Below are 14805 nucleotides of genomic sequence, written 5' to 3'. Positions count from 1 at the left end.
GCCCGGCCGTGCCCGCCCCGCGTGGTGCCGTCTACCGGTCGAACATCCTGCCGTTGCGGCGCGGCCACTGGCGGCCGTACCAGAAGATGATGACGCCGGTCAGCATGACGGCGACGCCGGTCGCGACCCGCGCGACGATCATCCCGCTGTCGGGGCCGGTGTGGGGCAGCGTGCGGTCCGACGTCCTGCGCACGCAGTTCGCGTGCCGGTCGACGCTCTGGACCGGCAGGTTGCGCCAGGTCACGGCGACGGTCGTGGTGCGGTCCTCCCGGACGTTCACGGTGGACCTGCGCGTCGCGCCCGCCGGAATGCGGTCGGCGACCGAGATCGACCCGTCGGTCAGGATGGCGTAGTCCTCGGCCTGCGCGCTGCCGTTGACGACCGAGACCTGGACCGTACGGCCGGGGCAGCGGACCTTGCCGATCTCGACCTTGAGCGGCGAGGAGGAGCCCGTGGAGGGCAGCGGCTCCCCGGTCGGCGGCCGCGTCGGCGAGTGCGCCGGCGTCGGCTTGTGCGTCGCCTTGTGCGTCGGTGACGCCTTGTGCGTGGGGCGGGAGGTCCGGGTCGGGCTCGCGGTCGCCGACGCGCTGACGCCGGGAAGGGGGGTGCTGCTCGCCGTGTGGGAGGACGGTGGCGAGTCCATGAGCATCGGGAACACGATCAGCGCCCCCAGGATGAAGAAGACGGCCGCGATCGCGACCCTCGACAGCGGCATCGCATCCTCCGGGGGGTGATGATCTACGCCGGTATTCTGCCGATTACCCACGCTCCTCGCGCGCGTAACCGACCGACCGGACCGTCCTGTGTTCCCACCGCCTCTGAGCAAAGCATGATGAAGGCATGGACGACGGCATTTCCACCGGCCGGCTGCTCGTAGCGACGCCGCAGCTGGCCGACCCGAACTTCCGGCGCAGTGTGGTCCTCATCGTGGAGCACGAGCCGGAGGGCGGCACGCTCGGAGTCGTGCTCAACCGGCCCACCCAGGTGCCGGTCGACCAGATCCTGCCGCCCTGGTCGGAGCTGGTGACCGGCCCGTCGGTGGTGTTCCAGGGCGGCCCGGTGGCGCTCGACAGCGCGCTTGCCCTGGCACAGGTGCCGGGCACCGACGAGCCGCTCGGCTGGCGGGCCCTCAACGGCAGCCCGGCGGTGGCCAGAGTCGGCCTCGTGGACCTGGACGTGCCACCGGAGATCCTCGCCCCGGAGGTGGCGCGGCTGCGGGTGTTCGCCGGATACGCCGGCTGGGGGACGGGACAGCTCCAGTCGGAGATCGACGAGGGCGCGTGGTACGTCCTCTCGGCGGAGTCCGGAGACGTGTTCGCGGAGGACCCGGACGGGCTGTGGCCCGCCGTTCTGCGCCGTCAGGGCGGCGAACTCGCCTTCGTCGCGACGTTTCCCGAGGATCCGTCACTAAACTGAGCACGTGAGTACGAAGATCCTTCCGGAGAGCGACACCAGGCCCGATCTCTCCCACGGCGATGGTGATCACGAGCGGTTCGCGCACTACGTGCAGAAGGACAAGATCATGGAGAGCGCCGTCAGCGGCACTCCCGTGATCGCGCTGTGCGGCAAGGTCTGGGTGCCCAACCGCGACCCGAAGAAGTACCCGGTCTGCCCGGAGTGCAAGGAGATCTACGAGTCGATGGCGGGCGGCGACGACGAGGGCTGACCGTCAAATCGGCGTGAAGGACCCGCGCGTCGGGCGTTGACCCCCGGCGCGGCGGTCTAGCCTCTCCGTCTCGGGGGGATCGTGATGAGGCGGAGAGGTCTTACCGGGCTCTTCGGAGTCGTTCTCGCGTCGTGCGCCGCCGTGCCCGGCGGCGCGCGTGTCCAGCCGGCCCACGGGATGACGGGGACCTGCGCGCGCAGGATGCCCGCGGCCCGTGATTCGGCGGCCCGTGGTTCGGCGGGCCGTGATCCGGCGGGCCGGACCGCGCGCCCTGCGGACGGCGACGTCCTCACTCCCGACCAGCTGCGCGCGATGCTGAGCGAGCTCACCGGCCTGCTCCGCACGCGCTACGGCTCGTCCGACGAGCGAGCCCTCGCCGCCGCGCACCGGATCCCCGACCGGGTCGTGGTCCCACTGCGGCTCCACGTCCTCACCGACGGCCGGTACGGCCGCCTCTCGCGCACCGCCGTCGACCGTCAGGTCGCGGTCCTGAACGCGGCGTACGGCGGGCGGCTCTCCTCCGGTCCCGGAGGCGCGATGCGGTCGGCTTCGAGGGCGCCGCAGGGACCCGACACCGGCGTGTCCTTCCGGCTCGACGGCGTCGACGTCACGACCAACGCCCAGTGGTTCGGCAAGCCTCACGACCATCGGGCCGAGATCGAGGCCGCGCTCGCCCGCGGCGGGTACGGCACGCTCAACCTCTACACCGCCGCGGTCGGCTTCGAGATGCTGGGCTTCTCGACCTTCCCGAAGTGGGCGCGTGAGCGCCCCGGCGCCGGCGGCGTCGTGGTCGACTACCGCAGCCTGCCCGGTGGCACGTTCCCGCACTTCAACCGCGGGCTCACCGCCGTACACGAGATCGGCCACTGGCTGGGGCTGTTCCACACGTTCGAGAACGGCTGCCAGTCGCCCGGAGACGGCATCGACGACACGCCCGACGAGTCCGTCCCCACGATCGGTTGCCCGGCCTCCAAGGACAGCTGCCCGGCGCCGGGCACCGACCCGGTGCACAACTTCATGGACTACGGTTTCGACAGCTGCATGCGCGAGTTCACACCGGGCCAGGGCCTGCGGATCCGGTCCATGTGGGCCGCCTACCGCCTCGGCGCGGCGTCGTCCGGCCGCAAGGGGCGCTACCGGTGACACGCCAGGTGAGATGGGGTGGCACGCCGGTGACCCGGGTCTCTGCCGTCCCAGGGACCCCGGGAGGCCGGGCCCGTCCTGTCGGCCGGTCAAGGTAGCCTTCTTTCACCGTGAGCACGTTCGCCGCATCAGACACCCCACCCGCGCTGCCCAACCGGGCACCCTGGGGCACCGCGACCGCGCTGCGTGCCTGGCAGCAGGGGGCCCTGGAGGAATACTTCCGCACCGGCCCGCGCGACTTCCTCGCCGTCGCCACCCCCGGCGCCGGTAAGACCACCTTCGCGCTCCGGCTCGCGGCCGAGTTGCTGCACCGCAAGATCGTCGCCCGCATCACCGTGGTCTGCCCGACCGAGCACCTGAAGCGGCAGTGGGCCGACTCCGCCGCCCGCGTCGGCATCAAGATCGACCCGGAGTTCAAGAACTCCCAGGGCCGTACGGCCAAGGACTTCCAGGGCGTGGCGGTCACGTACGCCCAGGTCGCCGCGCATCCCGCGCTGCACCGCAACCGCACCGAGTCGCTGAAGACACTGGTCGTCCTCGACGAGGTCCACCACGCGGGCGACGGCCGGTCCTGGGGCGACGCGATCCGGGAGGCGTTCGACCCGGCCGCCCGGCGGCTGTCGCTCAGCGGCACGCCGTTCCGCACGGACATCAACCCGATCCCCTTCGTGCTGTACGAGGAGGGACCCGACGGCATCCGGCGCAGCCGCGCCGACTACACCTACGGATACGGCCCGGCGCTCGCCGACGGAGTCGTCCGCCCCGTCATCTTCCTCGCGTACGCCGGGGACATGCGCTGGCGCACCCGCGCCGGCGACGAGATCACCGCGAGCCTGAGCGACCCGCTGACCCAGGACCAGACCGCCCAGGCGTGGCGCGCCGCCCTCGACCCGAAGGGCGACTGGATCAAGCAGGTGATCGCGGCGGCCGACCGGCGGCTCACCGAGGTACGCCGGGGCGTCCCCGACGCGGGCGGCCTGGTGATCGCCTCCGACCACGAGGCCGCTCGGGCGTACGCCAAGATGATCCGCGAGATCACGAACACCAAGGCGACGGTCGTGCTGTCCGACGACCCGGGGGCCAGCAAGAAGATCAAGCAGTTCAGCGCGTCGGAGGACCGCTGGATGGTCGCGGTCCGCATGGTCTCCGAAGGCGTCGACATCCCGCGGCTGTGCGTCGGCGTCTACGCCACCTCCACCTCGACGCCGCTGTTCTTCGCCCAGGCGATCGGGCGCTTCGTCCGTGCCCGCAAGCGCGGTGAGACGGCGTCGGTGTTCCTGCCGTCCGTGCCCACGCTGATGGGCCACGCGGCGGAGATGGAGACCGAGCGCGACCACGTCCTCGACCGCCCGGTCCGCGAGGACGGCCTCGACGACGACCTCATCGCCGAGGCGAACCGGCAGCGCGACAACCCCGACGTGGGGGAGGAGCTGCCGTTCGAGACGGTCGAGGCGTCGGCGACGTTCGACCGGGTCGTGTTCGACGGCGGAGAGTTCGGCATGACCGCCGCGCCCGGCTCACCCGAGGAGGAGGACTTCCTCGGCATCCCCGGCCTCCTGGAGCCCGACCAGGTCGCGCAGCTGCTCAAGCAGCGGCAGGCCGAGCAGCTGGCCGCCCAGCGCAGGAACAAGAAGGGCGAGGCAGCGGCCCCGGAGGACCACACCGCCGCCGAGGACCTGCACGCGCTGCGCAAGGAGCTCAACAACCTCGTCGGCGCCTGGCACCACCGCACCGGCCAGCCGCACGGCGTGATCCATGCCGAGCTCCGCCGGGTCTGCGGCGGGCCGCCCAGCGCCCAGGCCAGCAGCGAGGACGTGAGCAAGCGCATCGCCAAGATCCGCGAGTGGGCCGCCCGCCCGATGCCCCGCGTCCGCGACTGAGCCTCAGGAGCGGAGCGCGGTAGTGAGCCCGCGGCGAGCCGACGAGCGAGCGGAGTGGCCGGTGAGGGACGAGCCGGCCGTGTAGCGAGTGAGGGGAGCCGCGCTATTGCCGGCCCGGGCCGTCCGGTAGGCCGAGCCGCCGGTGGATCTCCTCGACGATCGCCTCGATCGGCTGATCGATCGAGATGCCGAGCGCGCCCTCGTCCGGCGCCGGGGGCTCCAGGTCGGCGAATTGGCTGTTCAGCAGCTGCTTGGGGAAGAAGTGCCCGTGCCGGGCGGCGAGGCGCGCGCCGATCAGCTCCTTCGAGCCGTCCAGATAGACCAGGCGCAGGTCGGGCCGGCTCTCCCGCAGCACGTCGCGGTACCTGCGCTTCAACGCCGAGCAGGTGACCACCGCCGGGCCCGTCTGCTCGTGCATCCACGCGCCGATGGCCCGCAGCCACGGCCAGCGGTCCTCATCGGTCAGTGGGGTGCCGGCGTGCATCTTCTCGACGTTCGCGGGCGGGTGGAAGTCGTCGGCCTCGGCGTACTTCCAGCCGAGCCGGCCGGCCAGCATGGCTCCGATCGTCGTCTTTCCGCTGCCGGAGACGCCCATGATGAGGACTATCGGGTTATGCATAGGTGGCAACGTACCGAGTGATCCCGGAACGCGGCGTCCGGCCCCGGAATCAGCGGCGGACGATCGGCTGCCCGGCCAGCTCCACGCCCGCCGCGCCCATCTCCTCCAGCGCCCGGTCGACGGTCTCCTCGGCAACCCCGGCCGTCATCCCCAGCAGCACCCGCGCGGCGATGCCGGAGCGGACGGCGTCCAGGGCGGTGGCGCGCACGCAGTGGTCGGTGGCGATGCCCACGATGTCCACCGAGTCGACCTCATGCTTGCGCAGCCAGTCGCCCAGAGGCGTGCCGTCGTCGGCGGCGCCCTCGAATCCGCTGTAGGCGGCCTTGTGCTCGCCCTTGCTGAACACCGCCTCGATCGGCGCGAGGTCCAGGTTCGGGTGGAAGTCGGCACCCGGCGTGCCGATCACGCAGTGCGCCGGCCAGGTGTCGACGAAGTCGGGACTCTCCGAGAAGTGGTCACCCGGGTCCAGATGGAAGTCCCGGGTCGCCACCACGTGGCTGTACGCCCGGCGGTTGTCCTGCAGATAGGTGGAGATCGCCATCGCGACGTTCGCCCCACCGGTCACGGGCAGTGATCCGCCCTCGCAGAAGTCGTTCTGCACATCCACAATGATGAACGCCGTGCTCACGGCAGCCTCCCCGGCCAGATCTCCACCACAGGGAAAGTTACCCCGCCGGACCCGGAAACATCATCGGGCGCCCCGGGATTTCCACGGAAGACGATCTCGCCGTGTGGCGGGAGTCCTTCGACCGGCACTGGATCCCGTTCGGCCGGCTCCGCCGCCTCGCCGACGCGTCCAGCCGCCACCTGGAGACACGCCACGGCCCGGCCCTGGCCTACCTGGCCCGATTCCGTCCCTCGCCCCCCAGCCGCAGCGGGCCTCGTCGACGGTGTGAGAGGCCAGGGCTCAACCGAGATCACTGGCGGTCGCTGCTGATAGGTAGGGCGCAGTGACCATCAGTGATCAGGTCATCCTGCACCTCGAACGACCGCGACCTCGACGCAGTTCGTCTCCTCGGCACTGTGAGTGGACTTGCGCCATACCGTGCGGCAGAGCTCCATGGGTGCCCTCAGCTTTCGTACTCGGCGGCCACCTTCGCGATGAACTCAGCTGAACGAATGGGATCAAACGCGACGTTCCGGATCAAGTCCGCGGCCTCGGTGAAGGCCGTCACGTCGCCTGGTTCATCGAGGAGCAGAGATGAGCGTTTGTGCTCAAGGTGGACGATCGTCGGGGCCTTCGGGAAGGCGAGCACTACGAATGAGCCGGCGAGACCGGCATGCGCTCCTCGATCGAATGGAAGGACTCTGACCTCGACGTTGGGGCGTTCGGCGACGTTGAGGACGTGGCGGAGCTGTGCCGCCATGGTGTTGCGGCCGCCGATCGGACGGCGTAGGACCGCTTCGTCCAGGATCGCGAGGTACTGGGGCGGGTTCGGGCGGCTGAGCGCCGCCTGGCGGCCGAGTCGAGTGGCGACTCTGGTCTCGGCGTGCACCGCCGAGATTCCCGCCGCCTCCATCACCGCGCGGGCGTAATCGGCCGTCTGCAACAGGCCGGGAAACACGATGAGTGCCACATCCGTGATTCGCGTGGCCTGGGATTCGAAGCCGATCAGTGCGGTGAGCTGGGCGGGGAGTCCGGGGTGGCGGGTCTCCCACCAGCCCGGCTGGTTCGCCTCGCGTGCCAGTGCGAGGAGATGATCGCGTTCCCGGCCGGCCACGCCGTACACCGCGAGCAGGGCGGAGACGTCCTCGCTGCTGATGTTCCGGTGGCCGGTCTCCGTGCGGCTCACGGTGCTCGCGGACCAGCCGAGCATCCTTGCGACCTCGCGGGTCGTGAGGTTGCTCTTCTCCCGCAGCTCCCGAAGCTCGGCGCCCAGGCCGCGAGCGCGCACCGTCGCGGGCCGTCTCGGCATTCCCCGCCTCCTCAGCTGATCCTCGCCTGTCGACCCTAGAGCCGCGCGCCTGTCGATCTCAGGCCGATGTCACTAAAAGTATTGCGATCATAACTGTTCGCTGTCACTGTTGCTGCAACAAGCGGGACAGCGGTGGCCGCAGACTCGCCGCGGGAACGGGGGTTCTGGATGCGTGAGGTACCGGTGGACGGGGCTCGTGAGCAGGCGGAGCGCGACCTGCTCGCCGAACTCGTCGAGTTGTCGGGCGAGACGGCTCCGCGACGGTTCGCGCTGGGGCTGCTCGACGTCCAGCACGATGACGGCGCCGTGGTGGGGTGGGGACTGGACTTCGGCGACGAGGCGATCGTGTACGCCCCCACCGACGGCGCCGGTCGGAGGCTGTTCCTGGCGGAGACCGCGGACCGCGCGCGGCGGCTGCTCGCCCGGCGCGCCGACGTACGGCTCATCTGGCTCGACCCACCGGCCTCGGAAGCGCCCTGACCCGCGTGAGTTCCGGCGGTGGCTGCGTGGCACATCACCCCGGCCGGCCCGCACGGCGGCACGACGCCCCGGCGGGAGCGATCAGCCACTCCGGGCGGCCACTTCGACGTCACCGCTGACCTGGCGACTCAGGCGAATCGGTCATCCGGCCGTCACCGTCGGCGGCAAGGAGGCCGCCGTGGTGGCGACGGCGGGACTGCGGAGACGGCGAGGAGACCGCGGCTGCGCGGAATGTGACAACGCGGCGGGACAAGGGCGGTCGAGGCTGCGCGCCACGTGATGGCTGCGGCGGCGGGGCGCGGGGCCGCTGGGGCAGTGTGTCCGGCTTCTCGGTTCAGTCGCTCACTTCAGGGCGTTCGCGGCGAGACGCAGGTCGTTGAAGGCCCGGTCGAGGTGGGTGTGCAGGTCGTCGCCGCGGTCGGCGGCCCACCGGCGGATGGCGGCCGAGTAGGTGTCCATGCCCACCTGGGCGCACAGGGCCGCGAGCGGCTCGGCGACGCCGCGCGCCCGCAGGGCGTCGGTGAGCGCGGCGACCAGGCCCGCAGTCTTGGCCAGCGACCGTTCCTGCAGGGCCGGCGTGGCGGCGATGACCGGTGCCCGCCGCTCGGTGACCGGGAGGTGGCGCTCGATCAACGGCACGGCCTGGTGGAACGCGGCGCGCAGAGCGGGGAGCGGTCTGGTGCCGGCCGGCACGGCGGCGACCGCGCCGGTCAGCAGGTCCCGCAGCTCCGCCTCGCCGTCGAAGAAGACCTCGCGCTTGTCGGTGAAGTGGCGGAAGAAGGTCCGCTCCGTCACTCCGGCGCGGGCGGCGATGTCCGCGGCCGTGGTCTTGTCGTAGCCACGCTCCAGGTACAGCTCGAGCGCGGCCTCCTGAAGCCGCAGCCGTACTTCATCTCCGTTCCGTGGCACGGCTCTGACGCTATCACAGTCGTCAGTCACTGACACTCGTTGCGTCAGTTACTGACTAGCTGTACCGTCAGTCGCTGTCACTCGAAGCGTCAGTAACTGACGAGAAGAGAATCCTCATGGAACAGCGTTTCACCGGCAGGACGGTCGTGGTCACCGGCGCGAGCTCCGGCATCGGCGACGGCATCGCCCGGCGGTTCGCCGCCGAAGGGGCCAACGTCGTCCTCGCCGCGCGGCGCAAAAACCGGCTGGAGGCCCTCGCGGCCGAGCTCGGCACCGACCGCGCGCTCCCCGTCGTCACCGACGTCACCAGCCGGGACGACGTCCAGGCGATGATCGACGCCGGTGTGGCCCGGTTCGGCGGCATCGACGTCCTGGTGTCCAACGCCGGGTTCGGCCTCGCCAAGGAGTTCGAAGAGATCACGCCGGAGGACTGGCGGTCGGTCATGAGCACCGACGTCGACAGCTGCTACTTCGGCGCGCAGGCGGCGCTACCGTACCTCAAGGAGAGCCGCGGCAGCATCGTCCAGATCGCCTCCGCCTCCGGCCTCGGCGGCGACCGCCGGCTCACCGCCTACAACGCGGCCAAGGGTGCGGTCGTGAACTTCACCCGCGGGCTCGCCTTCGACCTCGGCCGGTTCGGGGTCCGGGTGAACGCCATCGCCCCGTCGCTGACCCTGCCGGAGGAGGCGGCGACGACGTACGCCGGCATGATCGAGCGCTTCGAGCAGCGCCGGGCGCTGAGCGGCTTCAGCACTCCGGCCGACATCGCCGCCGCGGCCGGCTTCCTCGCCTCGGACGACGCCCGTTTCATCACCGGCGTCATCCTGCCCGTCGACGGCGGGGTCACCGCCGGCAGTGGTCAGCCCTCCCTCTTCTGAGGCCGATCCTCTTCCTCCTGAAAGGACCTCCATGCCTGGAATGATCGACGCGCTCGACCCTGAGCTCGCCGCGGCGTTCGCCGTGATGCCCAAGGCCGCGAACGGCACCCTGCTCGAACTGTCCGACATCCCGGGTTTGCGCGCGCGGATGCGCGCGGCGTACGACCAGATGCCCGCGACCCCGCCGGACCCCCGGGTGACGATCGAGGAGCTGCGCATCCCCCGGGACGACGAGACCGAGCTGGAGGTGATCCTGTACCGCCCGGCCGGCGCCGAGACCGCCCTCCCGGCCCTGGTCTGGTTCCACGCCGGTGCCCAGGTCCTCGGCGACGACGCCCGCGACGACGACGCGTACCACACGGCCCTGGCCCTGGATCTCGACTGCGTCCTGGCCGCCGTCGCCTACCGGCTCGCCCCGGAGACCCCGGCTCCCGGCGCCGCCGAGGACGGCTACCTCGCCTACACCCACCTCGCCGAGCATGCCGCCGAGCACGGGATCGACCCGGACCGGATCGGGCTCGCCGGCGCCAGTGGCGGGGGAGCCCCCGCCGCGGCCACCGCGCTCATGGCGCGCGACCGGAACGCTCCGCGGCCGCGCTCACTGTCCCTGCTCTACCCGATGCTCGACGACCGTCTCGAGACGCCGTCGAGTTCGGAGGCCGCCTCCGAGGTCGTCTTCGCCCGCCCGGACATCCGGCTCGCCTGGGCCGCGGTCCTCGGCGACCGGCTCGGTGCGGACGACGTGGACCCGTACTCCGCGCCCGGCCGGGCCACCGATCTCGCCGGCCTGCCGGACACCTTTGTCGCCGTCGCCCAGTTCGATCTGCTGCGCGACGAGGGCATCGACTTCGCCCGCCGGCTGATCGCCGCAGGAGTGCCGGTCGACCTGCACCTCTACGCCCGCGCGTTCCACGCCTGGGACCGCTTCGCGGCGGAGTCGGCCCTGACCCGCTCGTTCGAGCAGACCTGGCACGCCTTCCTCCGCCGCAACCTGCACGGCTGAGCCGCTGCGCGACCTGTACGGCCGAGCCGCTGCGAGCCGCGACCCGTACGGCTGAGCCGCCGGGCCCGAGGGCTCACGAGCCGTTCAGGAACTCCGTCGGGAGGGCCGCGTCGCCCCGGGAGAGCTGGAAGGCCGACGGGGGGAGTTCCGCCAGGGCGCGCTGGTGGCGGTCGCGGGCCTCGGACAGGGGCTCGCGGCCGACGATCTCGCCGCCGACGACCAGCGGCCGCAGCAGGGGCCGGTCGTACGGGCCGGGGGTCGGCTCGCTCGTCGACACGACCTCGGCGAGGGCCCGGCCGTTCTCGTCGCGGTGGCGGACCGCCCACTTGCGCCCGCCACGGCTCGGCTTGCCGACCGAGTGCTTGGCGACCGGCCGCAGCGGCCCGTCGTCGGTTTGGGCGCGGGCCACCAGCTTGTAGACCAGCGACGCGGTCGGCGCGCCGGAGCCGGTGACCAGCGACGTTCCCACGCCGTAGCCGTCAACGGGGGAGGCGGCGAGGGCGGCGATCGAGTACTCGTCCAGGTCACCCGTTACGATGATCTTCGTCTTGGGCGCGCCGAGCGCGTCGAGCTGTTCGCGGACCTCCCGCGCCATCTCTCCCAGGTCGCCGCTGTCGATGCGGACGGCGCCGAGCTCCGGCCCGGCGAGTTCGACCGCGACGGCGACCGCGCGGGCGACGTCGTAGGTGTCGACCAGCAGGGTGGTCGACGCGCCGAGCGCGTCGAGCTGGGCCTGGAACGCGTGCCGCTCGCTGTCGTGGAGGAGCGTGAAGGCATGCGCGCTGGTGCCGGCGGTCGGCACGCCGTAGGCGCGGCCCGCCTCCAAGTTCGACGTGGTGCGGAACCCGGCGAGGTAGGCTGCCCGGGCGGCGGCGACTCCGGCCATCTCGTGCGTGCGCCGGGATCCCATCTCGATGAGCGGACGGTCCGCGGCGGCGCGCACCATCCGAGAGGCGGCGGAGGCGATCGCACAGTCATGGTTGAGGATCGACAGCGCGAGGGTCTCGAGGATCACGGCCTCGGCGAAGCTGCCCTCCACGACGAGGATCGGCGAGCCGGGGAAGTAGCAGTCGCCCTCCGCGTAGCCCCAGATGTTCCCGGAGAAGCGGTAGGACTCCAGCCAGGCCGCGGCCGGCTCGTCGACGATGCCCTGGGACGTGAGGTACTCCAGCTCGGGGCCGCCGAACCGGAACGACTCCAGTGCGGCGAGGAACCGTCCCGTCCCGGCGACGACGCCGTACCGGCGCCCGTTCGGCAGATGCCGGGCGAACACCTCGAAGATCGCCCGACGCTCCGCGGTACCGGCGGTCAGGGCACCCTGGAGCATGGTGAGTTCGTAGCGGTCGGTCAGCAGCGCCGTCGAATGATCCACGAGTGGCAGATTACGGTGTGGTGTGTACACCAGGTGCGGGCAGCACCCCGGAAGGAGGCACTGAGGTGAGCACGGCTCCCGTCGAACTGGATCGGCCGGACGCCGCCGAAGACGTACGTTCGGACCGTCCGTGGGTGTCGATCGTGTGGAACGATCCCATCAATCTCATGTCGTACGTCACCTACGTGTTCCAGACCGTCTTCGGTTATTCGAAGATGAAGGCCGAGAAGCTGATGCTCGACGTGCATCACAAGGGCCGCGCCGTCGTGTCGAGCGGCACGCGTGAGGAGATGGAACGCGACTGCGAGATCTTGCACTCGTACGGCCTGTGGGCCACGGTCCGGCAGGATGTATGAGCATGAACACCTGGTTCACCCGGGTTCACGGGGGCGGCGTACGGCTGCGGATGACCCGGGAGGAGGCCTCTGTGATCCAGGCCCTGGTCACCCAGCTCCTCGACCTGCTCGGCGGGCCCGCGTCCGGGCCGCGCGACGACGGCCTGCCGAACCTCAGCTTCTCGGAGAACACCACCGTCTCCGATGATCCGGTGCTGGCGCGGCTGTTCCCGGACGCCTACCGGGACGATGGCGCCGCGTCGGCGGAGTTCCGGCGCTACACCGAGGCCGGCCTGCGGGACGGCAAGCGGGCCGCGGCCCAGCTGGTGCTCGACACGCTCGGCGACGGCGGCGAGATCCTCCTCGACGACGAGCAGGCCCAGGTGTGGCTGCGGACGCTCAACGATCTGCGACTCGCCCTCGGCACCCGCCTGGGGATCACCGAGGAGACGCTCGAAGGGATTCGCAGGCTCGACTGGAACGATCCCCGGACCGCTCCGTTCGCGGCCTACGACTGGCTGACCTACCTCCAAGAGGACCTGGTTCGAGCCCTTTGGTGAGCATTCGTCCCTGACGCGCGGGCCGATCCGTCGTTCGTCCCTCTCGACCGATCGGCCTCTTGGTAGTTTGGCGGCGCCGCCGGACTCCGCGCTGGGAGGAACGCGCGTGACCGCCACCGACTCCGTCGACGTCCTCGTCCACCGCGCCCTGCTGTACCGCGACGAGGACGAGTTCCTGGACGTGACCATCCCCTTCTTATGGAAGGGGATGGCGCAGGGCGGCCGGCCCGTCGTGATCAGCGAGCGGGCCGGGCTCGTACGCCGCCGCCTCGGCCGCCGGGCGCGCGGCGTCGAGTTCATCGGCGCGCCGGACTGGTTCGGCGCGCCGGCCCGCACCCTGACGGCGTACCTCGCGCACGCGCGCGACCGATGGTGGCCCCGTGGCCCGCTGTACCTCGTCGCGGAGCCCGTATGGCGGGCGCGCACCGCCCCGGAGATCCGGGAGTGGGGACGGCTCGAGTCGCTGCTCAACGTGGCGTTCACCGGCACCCCCACCAGCCTGCTGTGCGCGTACGACGTGCGCTCGCTGCCGGCCGAGGCCGCCGAGGACGTCGGCCGTACCCATCCGGAGCTGATCGGCGTCACCGGGACCCGCCGCAGCGCGCTGTTCACCGACCCGGCGGTCTTCTACGCCGAACGCAACCGGGTCCCGCTCGCCCCACCGGCCGAGCCGGTGATGAGCCGCGGGTTCTCGGGCGGCGACCTCGCCGGACTGCGCGCCTTCGTCGCGGCGGTGGCCGAGCGCCACGGGCTGCCCCGCGAACGCCGCCTCGCCCTGGTGCAGTCGGTGAGCGAGGTCGCCGGGCACGTCGTACGAAACGGCGGGGGCCGCGGATCGGTATGGGTGTGGTCGGCGGACGGCAGGCTCATCTGCGACGTCGTCGACGCCGGGCCCGCGCTCGACGACCGGTATCTCGGCTACTTCCCGCCGGCGCCGCACCGGCCCGCGGGCGCGGGCATGTGGGCGGTCCGGCAGCTCTGCGACCTCGTGGAGATCCGCTCCGGCGCCGGGCGCACGATCATCCGGCTGCACATGGGCCACGGGCCCCGCTGAGACCGGCCACCCTGGGCGCCGGGCCTTGCCGGGAACGGCCACCCCGGGCCACGGGCCCCGCGGAGACCGGCCGTCGATACTCTTTGCGCATGCTCACCATCGAACGGGCCATCGTGGACCAGATCGTCGCGCACGCGCGCGCCGACCACCCGGACGAGGCGTGCGGCGTCGTCGCCGGAGCCGCGGGCTCGGACCGCCCGACCCGGTTCATCCCGATGGCGAACGCCGAGCGCTCGCCGACCTTCTACCGATTCGACTCGATGGAGCAGTTCAAGGTCTGGCGGGAGATGGACGACCGCGACGAGGAACCGGTCGTCATCTACCACTCCCACACCGCGACCGAGGCCTACCCCTCCCGCACCGACATCTCGTACGCCTCGGAGCCGAACGCGCACTACGTGCTGGTCTCCACCCGCGACGACGACGAGACGGAGTTCCGCTCCTACCGCATCGTCGCCGGGAAGGTGGACGAGGAGCAGGTCCGCGTCGTGGAGGCGTACGAACCCGACTCGGTAGACTGATCCCGTGACGACCATGACGCGCCCGAACCCGGCCCGGGTTGTCACGCCCGTGCAGAACTTCCTCTTCGGCCACTGCCGCGCCGAAGTCGTCTACGACTGTCGCCAGGGCTGATCTTTCCCCCCTAGCCCGGAATCCCCGCGCATCCGGCCGTGTTGAGCCATGCCGGGTCCGTACGACGAAGGAGCACACTCGCGATGGCGATCGAGGTTCGCATTCCGACGATCCTGCGTAACTACACCGATGGCGCGAAGGCGGTCGAGGGCGGCGGTGCCACACTCGACGAGCTGATCGCCGACCTGGAGACCCGCCACCCGGGCCTGCGCGACCGGCTGGTCGACGAGAAGGGCCTGCGGCGGTTCGTCAACGTCTACCTGAACGACGAGGACGTCCGCTTCCTGGGCGGCCTCGGCACCAAGGTCTCCGACGGCGACACGGTGACCGTGCTGCCCGCCGTCGCCGGCGGCTGAC

General features: G+C 71.4%; 19 protein-coding genes. 12 read left to right on the top strand and 7 right to left on the bottom strand.

The window, feature by feature from the left end; genetic code table 11:
• Positions 1 to 31: 31 nt before the first annotated feature.
• Positions 32 to 715 carry a hypothetical protein gene (locus tag NE235_RS28215; protein ID WP_252808299.1) on the bottom strand — a complete coding sequence of 228 codons (684 nt, stop codon included), beginning with the start codon at positions 713 to 715 and terminating at the stop codon, positions 32 to 34.
• A gap of 125 nt (positions 716 to 840) precedes the next feature.
• Here NE235_RS28215 and NE235_RS28210 point away from each other — a divergent pair, with 125 nt between their 5' ends.
• The 4 genes from NE235_RS28210 (at position 841) to NE235_RS28195 (ending at position 4689) form a co-directional block, all read left to right on the top strand.
• Positions 841 to 1416, top strand: a complete 576-nt coding sequence (locus NE235_RS28210) for a YqgE/AlgH family protein (RefSeq protein ID WP_252808298.1) — start codon at positions 841 to 843, stop codon at positions 1414 to 1416.
• Between the two features lie 4 nt (positions 1417 to 1420).
• Positions 1421 to 1666, top strand: coding sequence for a DUF3039 domain-containing protein (locus NE235_RS28205; protein WP_252808297.1), 246 nt, complete (start codon positions 1421 to 1423; stop codon positions 1664 to 1666).
• Positions 1667 to 1867: 201 nt separating this feature from the next.
• Positions 1868 to 2809: a zinc metalloprotease gene (locus tag NE235_RS28200; protein WP_252808296.1), complete on the top strand. Its 942-nt coding sequence runs from the start codon at positions 1868 to 1870 to the stop codon at positions 2807 to 2809.
• 110 nt (positions 2810 to 2919) lie between these two features.
• Complete coding sequence (locus tag NE235_RS28195) at positions 2920 to 4689, top strand: DEAD/DEAH box helicase (RefSeq protein ID WP_252808295.1); 1770 nt, start codon at positions 2920 to 2922, stop codon at positions 4687 to 4689.
• Positions 4690 to 4792: 103 nt separating this feature from the next.
• On the opposite strand, the gene NE235_RS28190 is transcribed toward NE235_RS28195, so the two are convergent.
• The 4 genes from NE235_RS28190 to NE235_RS28180 all read right to left on the bottom strand — a co-directional run bounded on the left by NE235_RS28190 (position 4793) and on the right by NE235_RS28180 (position 7224).
• Positions 4793 to 5308, bottom strand: a complete 516-nt coding sequence (locus NE235_RS28190; protein ID WP_252808294.1) for a gluconokinase — start codon at positions 5306 to 5308, stop codon at positions 4793 to 4795.
• A 49-nt stretch (positions 5309 to 5357) separates the two neighbouring features.
• Positions 5358 to 5936, bottom strand: coding sequence for an isochorismatase family protein (locus tag NE235_RS28185; RefSeq protein WP_252808293.1), 579 nt, complete (start codon positions 5934 to 5936; stop codon positions 5358 to 5360).
• Positions 5937 to 6277: 341 nt separating this feature from the next.
• Positions 6278 to 6370, bottom strand: a complete 93-nt coding sequence (locus tag NE235_RS38785) for a DUF397 domain-containing protein (RefSeq protein WP_406567649.1) — start codon at positions 6368 to 6370, stop codon at positions 6278 to 6280.
• 8 nt (positions 6371 to 6378) lie between these two features.
• The gene (locus tag NE235_RS28180) at positions 6379 to 7224 is read right to left on the bottom strand and encodes a helix-turn-helix domain-containing protein (RefSeq protein ID WP_252808292.1); all 846 of its coding nucleotides are present in this window, start codon (positions 7222 to 7224) and stop codon (positions 6379 to 6381) included.
• A gap of 168 nt (positions 7225 to 7392) precedes the next feature.
• On the opposite strand from NE235_RS28180, the gene NE235_RS28175 reads away from it, so the two are divergent.
• Positions 7393 to 7704: a hypothetical protein gene (locus tag NE235_RS28175; protein ID WP_252808291.1), complete on the top strand. Its 312-nt coding sequence runs from the start codon at positions 7393 to 7395 to the stop codon at positions 7702 to 7704.
• A gap of 342 nt (positions 7705 to 8046) precedes the next feature.
• Here the strand turns inward: NE235_RS28175 and NE235_RS28170 are convergent, their stop codons facing one another.
• Positions 8047 to 8613 (bottom strand): TetR/AcrR family transcriptional regulator, encoded by a 567-nt coding sequence (locus NE235_RS28170; protein ID WP_252808290.1) that lies wholly within the window; start codon positions 8611 to 8613, stop codon positions 8047 to 8049.
• Positions 8614 to 8729: 116 nt separating this feature from the next.
• On the opposite strand from NE235_RS28170, the gene NE235_RS28165 reads away from it, so the two are divergent.
• Both NE235_RS28165 and NE235_RS28160 read left to right on the top strand, forming a co-directional pair.
• Complete coding sequence (locus NE235_RS28165; RefSeq protein ID WP_252808289.1) at positions 8730 to 9491, top strand: SDR family NAD(P)-dependent oxidoreductase; 762 nt, start codon at positions 8730 to 8732, stop codon at positions 9489 to 9491.
• A 31-nt stretch (positions 9492 to 9522) separates the two neighbouring features.
• Positions 9523 to 10494, top strand: coding sequence for an alpha/beta hydrolase fold domain-containing protein (locus NE235_RS28160; protein WP_252808288.1), 972 nt, complete (start codon positions 9523 to 9525; stop codon positions 10492 to 10494).
• Positions 10495 to 10567: 73 nt separating this feature from the next.
• Here NE235_RS28160 and NE235_RS28155 read toward each other — a convergent pair whose 3' ends face one another.
• Entirely contained in the window at positions 10568 to 11866 is a 1299-nt protein-coding gene (locus NE235_RS28155; RefSeq protein WP_308206167.1) for a nicotinate phosphoribosyltransferase, read from the bottom strand.
• A 65-nt stretch (positions 11867 to 11931) separates the two neighbouring features.
• Here NE235_RS28155 and clpS point away from each other — a divergent pair, with 65 nt between their 5' ends.
• The 5 genes from clpS (at position 11932) to NE235_RS28130 (ending at position 14804) form a co-directional block, all read left to right on the top strand.
• Positions 11932 to 12222, top strand: coding sequence for an ATP-dependent Clp protease adapter ClpS (gene clpS, locus NE235_RS28150; protein ID WP_252808287.1), 291 nt, complete (start codon positions 11932 to 11934; stop codon positions 12220 to 12222).
• 2 nt (positions 12223 to 12224) lie between these two features.
• A complete protein-coding gene (locus tag NE235_RS28145) occupies positions 12225 to 12761 on the top strand; it encodes a DUF2017 domain-containing protein (protein WP_252808286.1) in 537 nt (178 codons plus the stop codon).
• Between the two features lie 106 nt (positions 12762 to 12867).
• Positions 12868 to 13815 carry an anti-sigma factor RsbA family regulatory protein gene (locus tag NE235_RS28140; protein ID WP_252808285.1) on the top strand — a complete coding sequence of 316 codons (948 nt, stop codon included), beginning with the start codon at positions 12868 to 12870 and terminating at the stop codon, positions 13813 to 13815.
• Between the two features lie 89 nt (positions 13816 to 13904).
• Positions 13905 to 14336 carry a Mov34/MPN/PAD-1 family protein gene (locus NE235_RS28135; RefSeq protein ID WP_252808284.1) on the top strand — a complete coding sequence of 144 codons (432 nt, stop codon included), beginning with the start codon at positions 13905 to 13907 and terminating at the stop codon, positions 14334 to 14336.
• Positions 14337 to 14531: 195 nt separating this feature from the next.
• On the top strand, positions 14532 to 14804 hold the full coding sequence (locus NE235_RS28130) for a MoaD/ThiS family protein (RefSeq protein ID WP_252778956.1): 273 nt from the start codon (positions 14532 to 14534) through the stop codon (positions 14802 to 14804).
• Position 14805 lies beyond the last annotated feature (1 nt).

It is taken from the genome of Actinoallomurus spadix (assembly GCF_024055725.1).
GTDB classification, from domain to species: Bacteria; Actinomycetota; Actinomycetes; order Streptosporangiales; family Streptosporangiaceae; genus Actinoallomurus; species Actinoallomurus spadix.
This window is presented reverse-complemented; position numbering and strand designations above follow the sequence as displayed.

Excerpts from the sequence above, each read along its gene's own strand:
- NE235_RS28215 (WP_252808299.1), bottom strand. The coding sequence starts at position 715 with ATGCCGCTGTCGAGGGTCGCGATCGCGGCCGTCTTCTTCATCCTGGGG.
- NE235_RS28210 (WP_252808298.1), top strand. The coding sequence starts at position 841 with ATGGACGACGGCATTTCCACCGGCCGGCTGCTCGTAGCGACGCCGCAG.
- NE235_RS28200 (WP_252808296.1), top strand. The coding sequence starts at position 1,868 with ATGCCCGCGGCCCGTGATTCGGCGGCCCGTGGTTCGGCGGGCCGTGAT.
- NE235_RS28190 (WP_252808294.1), bottom strand. The coding sequence starts at position 5,308 with ATGCATAACCCGATAGTCCTCATCATGGGCGTCTCCGGCAGCGGAAAG.
- NE235_RS38785 (WP_406567649.1), bottom strand. The coding sequence starts at position 6,370 with ATGGAGCTCTGCCGCACGGTATGGCGCAAGTCCACTCACAGTGCCGAG.
- NE235_RS28180 (WP_252808292.1), bottom strand. The coding sequence starts at position 7,224 with ATGCCGAGACGGCCCGCGACGGTGCGCGCTCGCGGCCTGGGCGCCGAG.
- NE235_RS28175 (WP_252808291.1), top strand. The coding sequence starts at position 7,393 with ATGCGTGAGGTACCGGTGGACGGGGCTCGTGAGCAGGCGGAGCGCGAC.
- NE235_RS28165 (WP_252808289.1), top strand. The coding sequence starts at position 8,730 with ATGGAACAGCGTTTCACCGGCAGGACGGTCGTGGTCACCGGCGCGAGC.
- NE235_RS28160 (WP_252808288.1), top strand. The coding sequence starts at position 9,523 with ATGCCTGGAATGATCGACGCGCTCGACCCTGAGCTCGCCGCGGCGTTC.
- NE235_RS28145 (WP_252808286.1), top strand. The coding sequence starts at position 12,225 with ATGAACACCTGGTTCACCCGGGTTCACGGGGGCGGCGTACGGCTGCGG.
- NE235_RS28135 (WP_252808284.1), top strand. The coding sequence starts at position 13,905 with ATGCTCACCATCGAACGGGCCATCGTGGACCAGATCGTCGCGCACGCG.
- NE235_RS28130 (WP_252778956.1), top strand. The coding sequence starts at position 14,532 with ATGGCGATCGAGGTTCGCATTCCGACGATCCTGCGTAACTACACCGAT.